This window comes from Anseongella ginsenosidimutans (genome assembly GCF_008033235.1).
Taxonomy (GTDB): Bacteria; Bacteroidota; Bacteroidia; order Sphingobacteriales; family Sphingobacteriaceae; genus Anseongella; species Anseongella ginsenosidimutans.
In genome coordinates this window covers 912,797-925,699 of record NZ_CP042432.1, presented here as the reverse complement: position 1 = coordinate 925,699, position 12,903 = coordinate 912,797, and the positions used below count along the sequence as shown (strand labels likewise).

10 protein-coding genes are annotated in these 12,903 nt (G+C 53.1%); 3 read left to right on the top strand and 7 right to left on the bottom strand.

Going from position 1 to position 12,903, the window contains the following annotated elements; all coding sequences use genetic code 11:
* Position 1: 1 nt before the first annotated feature.
* The 3 genes from FRZ59_RS03805 to FRZ59_RS03795 are packed head-to-tail and all read right to left on the bottom strand — an operon-like array spanning position 2 to position 4,765.
* Positions 2-1,717 (bottom strand): ATP-dependent DNA ligase, encoded by a 1,716-nt coding sequence (locus tag FRZ59_RS03805; RefSeq protein ID WP_132127997.1) that lies wholly within the window; start codon positions 1,715-1,717, stop codon positions 2-4.
* Positions 1,714-2,676: a ligase-associated DNA damage response exonuclease gene (locus FRZ59_RS03800; protein ID WP_132127996.1), complete on the bottom strand. Its 963-nt coding sequence runs from the start codon at positions 2,674-2,676 to the stop codon at positions 1,714-1,716. The genes FRZ59_RS03805 and FRZ59_RS03800 overlap by 4 nt, the downstream gene beginning before the upstream one ends.
* Entirely contained in the window at positions 2,645-4,765 is a 2,121-nt protein-coding gene (locus FRZ59_RS03795) for a carboxy terminal-processing peptidase (RefSeq protein ID WP_132127995.1), read from the bottom strand. The genes FRZ59_RS03800 and FRZ59_RS03795 overlap by 32 nt, the downstream gene beginning before the upstream one ends.
* Before the next feature lie 95 nt (positions 4,766-4,860).
* On the opposite strand from FRZ59_RS03795, the gene FRZ59_RS03790 reads away from it, so the two are divergent.
* Complete coding sequence (locus tag FRZ59_RS03790) at positions 4,861-6,519, top strand: M1 family metallopeptidase (RefSeq protein WP_132127994.1); 1,659 nt, start codon at positions 4,861-4,863, stop codon at positions 6,517-6,519.
* Positions 6,520-6,528: 9 nt separating this feature from the next.
* Here the strand turns inward: FRZ59_RS03790 and FRZ59_RS03785 are convergent, their stop codons facing one another.
* Positions 6,529-7,482, bottom strand: coding sequence for a lytic transglycosylase domain-containing protein (locus tag FRZ59_RS03785; protein WP_132127993.1), 954 nt, complete (start codon positions 7,480-7,482; stop codon positions 6,529-6,531).
* Between the two features lie 90 nt (positions 7,483-7,572).
* Between FRZ59_RS03785 and FRZ59_RS03780 the strand changes: the two genes are divergently transcribed.
* Positions 7,573-7,902, top strand: coding sequence for an MmcQ/YjbR family DNA-binding protein (locus FRZ59_RS03780; RefSeq protein ID WP_132127992.1), 330 nt, complete (start codon positions 7,573-7,575; stop codon positions 7,900-7,902).
* Positions 7,903-7,987: 85 nt separating this feature from the next.
* On the top strand, positions 7,988-9,166 hold the full coding sequence (locus tag FRZ59_RS03775; RefSeq protein ID WP_132127991.1) for a CynX/NimT family MFS transporter: 1,179 nt from the start codon (positions 7,988-7,990) through the stop codon (positions 9,164-9,166).
* A gap of 35 nt (positions 9,167-9,201) precedes the next feature.
* On the opposite strand, the gene FRZ59_RS03770 is transcribed toward FRZ59_RS03775, so the two are convergent.
* The 3 genes from FRZ59_RS03770 to FRZ59_RS03760 all read right to left on the bottom strand — a co-directional run bounded on the left by FRZ59_RS03770 (position 9,202) and on the right by FRZ59_RS03760 (position 12,901).
* A complete protein-coding gene (locus tag FRZ59_RS03770; protein ID WP_132127990.1) occupies positions 9,202-10,857 on the bottom strand; it encodes a L,D-transpeptidase family protein in 1,656 nt (551 codons plus the stop codon).
* Between the two features lie 303 nt (positions 10,858-11,160).
* The gene (gene ypfJ, locus FRZ59_RS03765; RefSeq protein ID WP_132128350.1) at positions 11,161-12,012 is read right to left on the bottom strand and encodes a KPN_02809 family neutral zinc metallopeptidase; all 852 of its coding nucleotides are present in this window, start codon (positions 12,010-12,012) and stop codon (positions 11,161-11,163) included.
* A 61-nt stretch (positions 12,013-12,073) separates the two neighbouring features.
* Positions 12,074-12,901: an N-acetylmuramoyl-L-alanine amidase gene (locus FRZ59_RS03760; RefSeq protein ID WP_132128349.1), complete on the bottom strand. Its 828-nt coding sequence runs from the start codon at positions 12,899-12,901 to the stop codon at positions 12,074-12,076.
* Positions 12,902-12,903 lie beyond the last annotated feature (2 nt).

The window sequence follows — 12,903 nt, the reverse complement described above, 5'->3', positions numbered from 1 at the left end:
GTTATTCGCACAAGAGCTTCAAGGTCTCAAGCATGCCTGCTTCATCCGGAGCCGTGTTTTTGAGCCAGCGAAGCAAACGAGGCGAACACAGCCTGAACCCGCAGCGGTGCCGGGCGGAGGGCAGAATGCGATCAAATGCAATCTCAAAAACCACACCTGGCTTTACAGTCCGCACCGGTCCGAATTTTTCGAGTGAATTTTCCCGGATAAAGGCCGAAAGTTCTCCGGCTTCTTCCTCATTGAGCCCCGATTCTACCGTGGCAAAGGAAATGAGTTTCCCCCGTTCCCAGGCTCCGATTGAAAAATGCGTGTAGACTTCTGTTCCGGCGCCCCTGCGCGCGTAAAGGAGTACGCCGCGCATGATATAGGGAGCGGCCTTCCAGTTCCAGCGCGATCCTTCCGCAGCCAGGGCAGATGCTTCTTCCTTTTTCAATAGCAGGCCTTCGGCCCGGAAACTTCTTGCTTTTTCATGCTGCCCTGCGAGCTGGCCCCAGGAACTGAAGGGAATAAGCGGGTTAAGCCGGAAAGCATCGTTTTTAATCGTTTCGCTCAGCGACTCGAGCCGTTCACGACGGGCCCCGGTTGTAAATTGACGAAGGTCCTTTCCTTCGTATTCCAGGCAGTCCGTGGCAAGGAATATGGCAGGCAGTTGCTCAAGCAGCTTTTTCGGAAGCGATTTTCGCCCGATCCGGCTTTCCAGATCCGGAGAAGGCTGCAGCAACCCTTCCTGAAGGCCAAGCAATTCTCCTTCCAGGACCGTTCCATCGGGCAGTTGTTTAATAAACGCATGCAGTTCCGGGAAACTGGCCGTTACCAGTTCTTCCCGTCCGGTCCAGACATGCAGCCGGCCTTGCCGGTGTATTATTTGTGCGGGTATCCCTGCCCATTGCCATTGAGCGGTCCAGCCGGCGGCGGGGCCAAGCCGGCCTTCGAGCCAGTGCGCGGCCGGGTTCTCCTGCTGCGATGGGTTCTGCTGCGCCAACGGGCTCTCTTGCTGCTGTGGCGGGTTCTCTTGCGCCAGGCGATTTTCCCGCGGGGGCTCCGGCGCGTATTTTTCCGCCTCCAGCACAGGGCAGCAGGGAAAGGGGTAAGGCCGGGCATGCGCATCGGCAGGGCTTTCTTTCAGGGCGAGCATCTCGTAGGAAAGGCCGGTTCCTTTTCCGCCGCCGCCGTCCCCGGCGGCTTTTTCCCGGCTGAAACGCCAGGTGAGGATGGCCCTGTCAATTCCCGTGAGCTGCGAAAGAGCAGTTAACAGTATGCCCGGCGAAACGGGAGATTTTAGCGAACCACATAGGAGCCTGTTGAAGACAAAGCGTTCCCGGGGGCCGAGTTCCCGCCAAGAATCGCATATCCAGTCTTTGCGTAATCCCGCATCCATCAATGGAAGTAGCTCCAGCCCTTCTAACCAGTAAACAAGCGGTTTATTTTCATGCCCCGCGGGAAAAGGGAGCAGCAGGGCAAGTGTTTCGGCCGCATCACCAGCTACCTTGGCGGATTCCGCGAAAAGCCACTCAGGTATTCCGGACAGTTCAAGCGTCCATTCGCTTAATTGCCTGCTCTCCGGGCAGCGCTTGGGAGCGTTCCCGCCCAGGAGCCTGAGAGCAGCTGTTTTTTCATCAGCAGGAAGGTCACGGAAGTACCGGATCAGTAGTGTTACCTGCTCCTCCGCGTTTTGTGCCAGTTCCAGTTCTTCCAGTAACCGGGCGAATCGGTTCATCGTATCTCATGCACCTCCCGGGCATTCAGTCCCTTTTCCCGAAGGTATCTCGCAAGCGAGGCGCTATAGCCGTGCCCCAGGAAGACCTTTTCCGCGCCCGTAGCATTGATCGCTTCGTTCAGGCCCTCCCAATCGGCATGATCCGAAAGAACGAAACCTTTGTCTATGCCGCGCCATTTCCTGGAATTGCGCAGGGCCATCCATCCGGAACAACTGCCCACGGCGGCGGGAATTCCGTTTAGCACGGAAAGCCCGTTAGGAGGGCATAATAAAAGGCCGCCCGCCCGGAGAGGTTCATTCAGGCGGTGCGCAGGCGGCAGCGCCACCCCGCTGTCCCGGAGGATCGCATTTGTGTCTTCAATAGTGTTATGGCAGAATACCGGTCCCGCTGAAGGATCCAGCCGGTGAAGGATGCGCTGCGCCTTGCCCAGGGAATAAGCTAGTAAAACCGATACTTTCCCTGCATCCCGGTTCTCTTTCCACCAGGAATGGATCTCGTCAAAGACCCTCTCCTGGGCCTGCCAGCGGTACAGCGGCAGGCCGAATGTAGACTCCGAAACAAATGCATGGCATTTTACCGGCTCAAAGGGAGCGCAAAGCCCGTCATCCTCCAGCTTATAGTCCCCGGAAACTACCCAAACCTCACCACGGAAGGAAATTTTTACCTGGGCGGACCCGATAATATGGCCGGCGGGAGCAAAGCTCAGCGTAACACCGTTTCGGGTAACTTTCTCGCCATATGAGGCGGTTTGAAGGGAAATGGCCCTTCCCAGCCGGTGCCGCAAAACATTTCCGGAGAGATCATGCGCCAGGTAATGGCGGTGTCCGCGGCAGGCATGGTCACTATGAGCATGGGTGATAACGGCATAATCCACCGCCCTGGAAGGATCAATGTAAAAATTTCCGGCGGGGCAATAAAGACCGCTTTCAGTGAACGTCAGCAGGTTGTAAGATTTCATTTTCCTTCACCACGGCGCGGGCCCCGCGAAGGTCTATCAGGTCGGTAAGCACCTGCAGTCCTTCCTTCATAATAAGATCGGGTTTGAGATCTGCGCCAACGGTATCCGCCTTTTCGGCTTGCTCCTCGCTCAGCACCGGAAGGCCTTTAGAGGACCGATACGCATTGGTTCGCGCCAATTGCTCTGATTTATCCTCTTCCCGCTCTTTTTGCAGGTGTTCAAAGTTCAGCAGGACCGTTTGGTCTTCCAGCTTCTTTTTAAATTCCTTGATATCCTGCAGGAGATACTCATAATCTTTGCTGGTTTCCATCCGCGCTTCGTGCAGTTTTTCGAGGTCGGGCGTCAGCGTACTGAGGTTGCCGGCCAGCTGGTAATCGGCAGGCTCTATCTGGTCCCAGGGAAGGGCGGTAGGCTGAGCGCTTTCGCCAAATTCTTCCGCAGGAAAGGCGCTGGGGAACAGTATATCCGGGATAACGCCCTTATTTTGCGTACTTCCGCCGCTGACGCGATAAAATTTGGCGATGGTAATATTGTATTGCCCCATTTTTTCATCGCTTCCGGGGAAAAGGTCATTAATGGACACCTGGGTTTGCACAGTGCCTTTTCCGAAACTTTGTTCGCCGATAATAAGTCCGCGCTGGTAATCCTGGATGGCCCCCGCAAAGATCTCGGAAGCCGAAGCGCTGAAACGGTTGATCAGCACAGCGAGCGGACCTGAATAGATCTGGGCAGGATCTTCATCCCTGTTCACTTCAATGCGGCTGCGGGTATCTTTTACCTGCACCACCGGGCCTTCCTTAATGAACAGGCCGGTCAGCTCAATGGCCTCTTTCAGGGAACCTCCGCCGTTATTGCGCAGGTCGATAACCACGCCATCCACGCCGCCCTGGGCCTTGAATTCTTCAAGGGCTTTCCTGACATCGCGGGTGGCGCTGTTGTAATCGGGATCTCCCGCGCGAAGCGCGTCAAAATCAATGTAAAAATCCAGTACACTGATCACGCCTATGCGGAACGTGTTCCCGTTATGCTCTACTTCTTTTATTTCGCTCTTAGCTCGCTGGTCTTCCAGGTTTATTTTGTCACGGACAATGGAAACGATCTTCGGAGGCGTACTCAGGTCGGCTGCCGCGGGTACGATCTTAAGCCGGACGACGGTTCCCTTTGGGCCGCGGATCCTGTCCACCACTTCATCAATCCGCCAGCCAACCACGTCTTCAAACTCTCCTTCTTTTCCCTGGCCTACGCCCACGATCCGGTCTCCGGGGTTTATTTCATTGCTCTTATCGGCCGGGCTTCCTTTCACGACCTGCCGGACTACGGTATAATCGCCGTCCGTTTGCAGGGTCGCCCCGATCCCTTCCAGGTTCTTGGACATATTAATGCGGAAATCCTCGGCGTCCTTCGGCGAAAAGTACTGGGTATGGGGGTCAATGGCGGCGGAAAAGGAATTCACGAAAATCTGGAATACGTCTTCGCTGTTCATTTTGGACCATTGCGATTTCATGTTCGTGTACCGCTTTGTTAGCGTTTCGATATTCTTTTCGATATCGCTGTTGGACAGCCTCAGGTTAATGAGGTCGTAGCGGATACGTTCCTTCCAGTACTTCTCCCGTTCTTCGGGGCTTTTAAACCATGGCTCTTCTTCCCGGTCTATAATAAAGGTTTCTTTGGTATTATAATCGATACTGTCGGCCAGGTGTGCCAGCACAAAGTCAATGGTTTCGTTAAACCGTTCCGTGAAGGTATTGAAAATCTCATATGGAACTTCCAGTTCACCGGTTTTCATGGCGTCATCCAGGCTGTGCCGGAAAGCCTCGAATTTTTTAATGTCCGCGTCCAGGAAAAAACTGCGGTTATTGTCCATGTCTTCCAGGAACATATTAAATGTAACGGAAGATAATTCATCATTGATCTTGGGTTTTTCATAATGATATACCGCGGCGGCATTCGAAATAGTTCTGGCTATAAATGAATGCTGCGGCAGAGGCTGTATAGGGCCGGAGGCCAGGATCGCTCCCTGTGAACAGGAGGTAAGTTGCACACATACCAACAAAGTGGTTCCCACTAACGTCTTCAAGTACCTTGTCATTTGCAAAAATTTCTACTAAGTTAACGTATTTTTGTGATGATTCGTTTTAGCCCCTTCCCGAAAGGGGCACTAATTTGGTGCCAAATGATCAAATAATGAAGATATTAAAAGTTTGCAGCCTCCTGGTTTTTCTTTCAGGGGCTTTTCTGCTTCCGGCCTGCGCCCAGGTACTTACCGCCGGCCAGGAACCGTTCACCCGCGCCGACACCCTCCGCGGTTCGCTTCGCCCTGAGCGGACGGCCTATGATGTATTGTATTACCACCTGAATATCCGGGTAGAGCCCGAAACAAGGCACATAGAAGGCTATAACGATATTTTATTTGAAGCTACCGCGGACTTCAACCGCATCCAGGTAGATCTTTTCGATAATATGAACGTAGACAGCATCCTGTGGAATCATAAAAAACTGGACTGGAAACGTGAGTTCAATGCGGTTTTCATTGATTTTCCCGAACAGGTTGAAAAGGGCGCTAATGGTACTATCCGGTTTTATTATTCAGGATCTCCCATTGTAGCGAAAAGGCCGCCCTGGGACGGGGGCTTTGTATGGACAAAAAGCGAAAACGGGAAACCCTGGATAGCCGTAGCCTGCCAGGGTACCGGCGCCAGCCTTTGGTGGCCCAACAAAGATCACCAGACCGAAGAGCCGGACAGCATGCTCATCAGTGTTGCGGTTCCGGACGGACTGATGAATATTTCTAACGGCAGAAGCCGGGGTACAAAGGACCTTGGAAACGGGTACACCCGCTGGGACTGGTTTGTTGGTAACCCGATCAATAATTATGACGTTAGTGTCAATATTGCCGATTATGCACACTTCAGCGAGAAATACAAGGGCCATACACTTAATTATTATGTCCTTCCGGAAAACCTGGAGAAAGCAAAGAAGCAGTTTCAGGAAGTCCCCCTGATGCTCGCCTGTTTCGAAAAACATTTTGGCCCTTATCCCTTTTGGGAAGACGGTTACAAGTTGATAGAAACCCCGTACCTTGGCATGGAACACCAAAGCGCGGTGGCTTACGGGAACGAATATAAAATGGGCTACCTGGGACGTGACCTTTCAGGTACCGGCGTAGGCCTGAAATGGGACTTTATCATTATCCACGAAAGCGCGCACGAATGGTTTGGCAATAGCATTACCTCGGCAGACATCGCCGACATGTGGATACACGAAGGGTTTACCTGTTACTCGGAATCGGTTTACCAGGAGTGCCGCTGGGGCTATGATGAAGCCATGGAATATATCAACGGGCTCAAACGGAACGTCATGAATGACCAGCCGGTGATAGGCCCTTATGGCGTTAACCGGGAAGGTTCCGGGGACATGTACTATAAGGCGGCGCTGATGCTGAATACCATTCGCCATATTATTGACGACGACGAAAAGTGGTGGGATATGCTAAGGGAATATTGCGAAGTTTTTCGTCATCAGATAGTCACCGCCAATGACGTGACCGGCTTTTTTTGCGAAGCCTCCGGCAGGGACCTTCGCCCCGTTTTCCGGCAGTACCTGAATCACACGGAGCTTCCCGAGCTGGAGCTTGTCATGGAAGAAGGAAGTTTCCGCTATCGCTGGAAGGCGGAAGCCGAAGGATTCAACATGCCGGTGGACGTTTTCATCGGCGGAAAGGAACGGCGGCTGCACCCTACGGCGAAATGGCAAAGCGAATCGCTCCCTGAAGGAAGCGAAAAGGATTTCCACGTAGCCGAAAAACAATTTTTCGTCAAAGTAAGCAAAAAGGAAGGAGCCTGAGCGGCATGGTTACAGGGGAACTTGTATCGCATAGCTGTGCCCCGGCCTTACCGTTAAGCTGTGCGCCCGCAGCCAGGGATTAAGCGTTTTCAGGATTTTATAGGAAGTTCCCTGGCTTTTTGCAAAGTCCACCAGGCTGGGGAGTGTTTTGTCAACAATTACCTCCCGCGTGGGAATGGGTTGATAAACATCTGTTTCGCCGGCAATGAAACCCATTCTTTCGGGGTTTTCCAGGATATATTTAAGCGCCAGGATACGAAAGATATACCGGTTGGTTTCTTCCGGCAGGAGCAGGTCATAGTAATTGCGGCTTTGCTGGTGACTGCTGAAACGCTGATACCCGCCCATGCCGCAATTATAGGAAGCCGCAGCGGCGGTCCAGGAGCCAAAACGCTCATAAGCGTTTTTCAGGTATTCGGCGGCGGCATCGGTTGATTTTTCAAGATGGTAACGTTCGTCTACCTGGTCAGTAATTTCCAGGCCGTGTTCTTTCCCGGTGCTGTTCAAAAATTGCCAGTACCCCAGGGCCCCGGCGGGCGAGCGCTGGTTCTGCAGGGCGCTTTCTGCCACACAAAGGTATTTGAAGTCTTCGGGGATCCCATTGGCTTTCAGCCTTTCTTCCAGCACGGGAAAAATGCGGTTGGCCAGCTTCAGAATGTACAGCGTGCTTCCGTGGAGGTAACTGTTCACCAGCAATTCCCTGTCCAGGCGTTCCCGCACTTCCCAGCGGTCAAGCGGCGTCGTTTCTCCGGCAAAATCAATAGTGGAAGGAAGTTTCGGCGCGTGCCAGCGATATTCCCAGGCCGCGGTTTCCGCAGTAGCTGCCGCTCCGGTACCGCCCGTGTCAATGCCTGCAGCCGGCTGCAGGCCGCCGGTGGAAACAGCGCCGTTTTTAAAAGCAATGGCGGCAATGATGGCGCCGCCTGTCAGAATCCCGGCAGTAAAAATGGTAATTGTTCTCATCAAAATTAATTCCTTACACGTGTTCCGCTAAAATAACAAAAATCCGGGCAACGTGCATTTTCCTATATTCGCGGTGATAAACCAGGAGCCATGACTATACAGGAATTCAGAAACCTGGCCTTGTCCTTCCCGGAAACGGAAGAATCTCCTCATTTCGACAGGGCAGCATTTAAAGTGGTTAAGAAGCGGATCTTCGCTACCTTGCATGAACGAAGCGGAACCGCCAACCTGAAATTAGGGATAATTGACCAGGCCGCTTTCAGTACTTTTAACAGGGAGGCGATATACCCGGTTCCCAATAAATGGGGGCAACAAGGGTGGACCACCTTTGAACTGGCAGATCTTCCCCCTGAATTGGTTTCGGATGCGCTGGAAACGGCCTACCTGGATGTATGGAAACCCAAGCCGGGTAAGAAATAAGAATACTTCCGCCACGCTCGCAAACAAAGTGTTGGCAGGCACGTTCATCCTATTATTTGCTACACACGTATTCTGAAGAGCTACCATGTTAAAAGGCAAATCGCTGCGGGCCGGCTTAGCGGTGGCTGGAATTATCCTGATCGCGGCAAATTTACGGGCCCCCATTACCTCGGTAGGGCCGGTTCTGTCAGAAATAAGCAGCAGTTTGGGTTTGTCAACCGTGCAGGCCGGCATGCTGACGACTATTCCTGTACTGGCATTCGGGCTTTTATCGGGCCTTGTATCCCGTCTTACGCGGTATTTCCGGGTGGAGGCCATGCTGCTGGCCTCCCTGGCGTTGCTGACCCTGGGGCTATTCATCCGCCCGGCGGGCCCGGTGGCCCTGCTCTTTGCAGGGACCGCGCTGGTGGGTTGTGGAATTACGGTGGGGAATGTGCTGATGCCGGCTTATATTAAATTGAACTTTCCGGCAAAGCTTGGCTTAATGACCGGTTTGTATGCAGGCTTTATGAACCTGTTTGCCGCGCTGGCATCCGGCTTCAGCATCCGCCTGGGACAGGTGAGCGGGCTTGGATGGAAAGGTTCCCTGGGCGTATGGGCCATTATGGGAATGCTGGCGGCTATCGTCTGGCTGCCCCAGGTAGTGAAAGATAAAGAAACACCAACCCAGGGGCGGACGGCTCAGGTCAGGCGCAGCCTCTGGCGATCTTCCCCGCTCGCATGGCAGATTACGGCCTATATGGGGTTGCAGTCCATCCTTTTTTATTCGCTGATCGCCTGGCTGCCTGAAATGTTGCGGGACTGGGGAATGCCTCCGGGCGAGGCGGGTTGGGTGTTGTCCTATATCCAGCTGGCCCAATTGCCGGTAGTATTTGCGGGCCCGGTTATTGCCGCCAGGATGAAGAACCAGGCGCCGCTTATCTGGGTGATCGGCATTTCCCTGGTTGCCGGCTTCCTGGGCATCTTATTCTGGAAAACCACCTTCATCATTCCATCGGCGATCCTGATCGGGATTGCGCTGGGCCTTGCTTTCAGCCTTGCCATGATATTTCTTTCCTTACGCAGCCGCGACGGACAGGATGCTTCCGCGCTTTCCGGCATGGCGCAATCGTTCGGCTATTTGTTCGCTGCATCCGGCCCCCTGGTGTTCGGTATTCTTCATGATCTGAGCGGGGGATGGATTTGGCCGATTGCTTTCCTTTTGCTGATGACGCTGGCGCTGCTGCTATCCGGCCTTGGTTCCGCACGCGATCGTTTTGTATGAGCGGGCCGGCATGACCGGATTCGGGCCGGCCGGCGCTATTTCCCGAACAGCATCGCCGAAAGTTTGGCATCATGGCCGTAAACGTCCGGCCTGAAATTGAGATGGCCTTTGCTGTCCACCCATGCCGTGAAATAGCCGATGTACACCATTACCGGTTCTTTCAGCGTGACATATTTTTCTTTCCCGCTTTTCATGGCGGCGGCAATTTTTCCGGAGGTCCAGGTACTGTCCCTGCGCAGCAGGTATTCAGCCAGCTCCTGAGGCCGGGAAACCCTTATGCAGCCGTGGCTGAAGGGGCGGGAATCTGCTGAAAAAAGACTCTTGGCGGGGGTGTCGTGCAGGTAAATATTGTACTCGTTCGGGAACAGGAATTTTACCCTGCCCAGGGAATTGTTCCCGCCCGGTTTTTGCCTGATCATATAAGGGAAGTTGGAAGCATTATACTTTTGCCAATTGATCGTGCCGGGATCGACCACTTTTCCTCCCCGTACCACTTCCATGTTATTTTTCCTGAGGTAGGAAACATTGCGCTTAATTGCCGGCAAGGTTTCATTCGCCAGAATCCCGGGCGGAATGTTCCAGTAAGGACTGAACACGACGTATTTCATGGAGCCGCTGAAAATAACCGTCTGGTGTACCGGTTTTCCCACCACTACCGGCATGCTCCAGGCAAGAGAATCATTTTCATAGGCATAAAGCATGAACCCGGGTATATTTACCAGCAGGTAATAGTTTCCCGGCGTATCCGGTACCCACCGCAGCCTTTCCATATTGATAAGGATCTTCCGTACCCGGTCCTTAACGGGGATATTCAGGTTATCCACCAGTTCGCGGTCAATGTTTCCGCCGGATTTCAATCCATTACACAGTCGATAGGTTTTAATGAGCGAATCCAGTGAGGCCGTATATTGATCGGAGCGGTCGTTCGCGTTTTTAAAACCCATCAAAGCCAGCCGCTGCTTTACCTGTCCGATAAGCCTGGCGGAGTCCCCCGGCGCATAGCTCTTGACCTGAAGCTGAAGGGAATCCCAGGAAACTTTTCCGGAAAGCCCTTCCAGGTTTTCAAGGTAATCGCGCAGTTTTCCGTATTGGGGATGCAGTGGTTCAACCTCTTCCAGTCCTTTCTCATTTGTCTCCAGAACCGAATTGATAAGCGCGGCCATATCCATTTTTTTGCGCGGAATGAACCATTCGAGATCTTTTGCCTTCCCGGCGGTCATGCCGCCCCAAACCTTATGGGCAAAAAGGAAGAACTGGGAAGTCAGCGTCAGCTCCATTTGCTGCAGCAGGTGTTCGCTTTCCAGCCGTCCGCCCTTAACTGTCAGCGAATCATATAGAAAGCCCAGCCGTTTATTCAGCAGGCTGCTGTCAGCCAGGCCCAGGGCTTCATTCTGACGCATCATGTTCATAAAGCTGCCGACCTGTTCGGTAAGGCTGTCGCGGTTAAACCAGGCCAGGTGATACTCCCTTTTCAGGTAAAAATTCCGCACGAGGGAATCGTAGTCCTGGTAACGCGGATGTTTTACAAGAAAGTCCCCGATCATGGCGGTGTCCAGCAGGGATTCAATATAAGGACGGGCAACATATACCGAGCTGTCGCGCGTAACAGGGACTTTTTTTGCCTGCTGCCGGCAACTTCCGGACAGCAGTGCGAAGGCTGCCAGGCCTGACAGGAGAATTCTGAAGATCATGCATGAAATTTATATATTTCCGCCAATAATTGCAGTACCTGTGCGTTCTTATTGTATGTCACCAGTCAGTAATACCCCTTTGCAACGCCTCCAGGAGGCGGTGACAAATTTGCTGAAGTCATTTAACCGGTTCTACCTCTGGTTGAATAAATAATCTCCCCCCGCCTTTGCCCGTCGGAAGGGCCGCAAGGGCGGGGTTTTCAAGACCTTTCCGGATGAAGCCTGGCCAGCCCTTTAAAGAAGCCTGCCAGCCCTCTAAACTGGTGATGGGGCCGGTTCCGCATTCAGCCTTTCAGAAGTAATTTACAGGTAGTCTGCCTGGAACGTATCGCCCTGGGAAATGTCCCCTGTTTCAAAGCCCTTTTTAAACCAGCGCATGCGTTGTTCGGAGGTGCCATGCGTAAAAGAATCGGGTACGACATAACCTTGCGACTGCTGCTGGAGCTGGTCATCTCCGATAGCATTTGCAGCGTTCAGCGCTTCTTCGATGTCCCCGCTTTCAAGAATATTTTTCATTTCCTGCGCATGGTGTGCCCAAACGCCCGCCAGGAAATCGGCTTGTAATTCAAGACGCACAGATAGCTTGTTGTAGTCCTCCTGGCTCAGGCTGCCCCGCTGCCGCTGGACCTGTTCGCTGATGCCAAGAAGGTTTTGGATATGGTGACCCACCTCATGCGCGATCACGTAGGCCATTGCAAAATCGCCGGGGGCCTGGAAACGGTTCCGCAGCTCATCGTAGAAGGAGAGGTCAATGTACACTTTCTCGTCAGCCGGGCAGTAAAAAGGGCCCATCGCCGCCTGGGCGTAACCGCAGGCCGACTGGTCCATTTCCCGGAACAACACCAGGGTAGGTTCCCTGTAATCCGAGCCGCTTTCGGCGAACAGCCGGTTCCATACGTCTTCCGTATCGGCCAGGACTACTGAAACAAATGCCGCGAGCGAGTCATCTTCGGCGCTTGTTACCGCTGATCCCTGTTGCTGTACCGGCTGGCTCGTTTGCATTTGTTCCAGCAATTGGCTGGGATCTCCGCCAAACAGCAATACAAGTACTACAACCACAATGGTTCCCAGGCCGCCTCCAAGAGCGAGTTTGCGGCCTCCGCCCGCCCGCCGGTCATCGACGTTGGAGCTTCTTCTTCTACCTTGCCAGCGCATGGAATGAAGATACAAATTTTCCGCACGCAAAAGGTTAAGTTTTTAGCCGCTTTAAATCATTTCAAAAAAATTTCTTTACCAGGTTGAAGAGGATGCGCTTATCGTAGGCGGTCAGCTGAGGGCTGGTGTCGCGTTGAACAAAATGAAGTTTGAAGGCTTTTATAGCCGCTTCCGGATGGCTGGTATCGTAACCGATCAGACGGAGTGCGTTCATCGGGTCAAAGCCGTCGGGCACGGTGTCCTGCAAGTCGTCGTACCACAGGCCGAAGCCGTTTTTTGCGAGTGTTTTCCAGGGAAAGTGGGCATTCGGATCCTGCTTGCGCGTGGGAGCGATATCCGCATGGCCTATAAAGTTGGCCGCCGGAATCCGGTATTTTGTTTTCAGGCTGTCCAGCAACACGAGCAGGCTGTTGACCTGCAAATGGGAAAAAGGCTCGTAGCCATTATTATCCAGTTCGATGCCAATGGATACGGAATTAAGGTCGGTGACGTTTCCCCACTTTCCGGCTCCGCCATGCCATGCCCGCAGGTAATCGCTCAGCATTTGTGTTACCGTCCCGTCCTTGCAGATCACATAATGCGCGCTTACCTGGGTCCGCTGCAGGGTAAAGGTGCGGTAAGTCTGATCGCAGGAATTTTGGGCAGTATGATGGATCACCACGAAATTAGGTTTGCGCAGGTTGAAGTTAGTGGTAGGGATAAAGCCTGAAGGCAGTACCAGCAGGGAATCTTCCAGCACCGGCGCTTCCATGCGCTTTAATTGCTTGTACTCCGCTTTCAGTTGTTTGCGGTATATTTTTTTACTGAAGGAATAAGGCTCGCGCGCGCAGCCGGTTATAAGCAGCAGGATTCCGAGCGCCCGGGTGATTTTTTGAATGTAAGGATTCATCA

What these genes read in the sequence shown, in the direction of transcription:
- FRZ59_RS03805 (WP_132127997.1), bottom strand. Translation starts at nt 1,717, where the DNA reads ATGAACCGATTCGCCCGGTTACTGGAAGAACTGGAACTGGCACAAAAC.
- FRZ59_RS03800 (WP_132127996.1), bottom strand. Translation starts at nt 2,676, where the DNA reads ATGAAATCTTACAACCTGCTGACGTTCACTGAAAGCGGTCTTTATTGC.
- FRZ59_RS03780 (WP_132127992.1), top strand. Translation starts at nt 7,573, where the DNA reads ATGACTATACAGGAATTCAGAAACCTGGCCTTGTCCTTCCCGGAAACG.
- FRZ59_RS03795 (WP_132127995.1), bottom strand. Translation starts at nt 4,765, where the DNA reads ATGACAAGGTACTTGAAGACGTTAGTGGGAACCACTTTGTTGGTATGT.
- FRZ59_RS03790 (WP_132127994.1), top strand. Translation starts at nt 4,861, where the DNA reads ATGAAGATATTAAAAGTTTGCAGCCTCCTGGTTTTTCTTTCAGGGGCT.
- FRZ59_RS03760 (WP_132128349.1), bottom strand. Translation starts at nt 12,901, where the DNA reads ATGAATCCTTACATTCAAAAAATCACCCGGGCGCTCGGAATCCTGCTG.
- FRZ59_RS03770 (WP_132127990.1), bottom strand. Translation starts at nt 10,857, where the DNA reads ATGATCTTCAGAATTCTCCTGTCAGGCCTGGCAGCCTTCGCACTGCTG.
- FRZ59_RS03785 (WP_132127993.1), bottom strand. Translation starts at nt 7,482, where the DNA reads ATGAGAACAATTACCATTTTTACTGCCGGGATTCTGACAGGCGGCGCC.
- ypfJ (WP_132128350.1), bottom strand. Translation starts at nt 12,012, where the DNA reads ATGCGCTGGCAAGGTAGAAGAAGAAGCTCCAACGTCGATGACCGGCGG.
- FRZ59_RS03775 (WP_132127991.1), top strand. Translation starts at nt 7,988, where the DNA reads ATGTTAAAAGGCAAATCGCTGCGGGCCGGCTTAGCGGTGGCTGGAATT.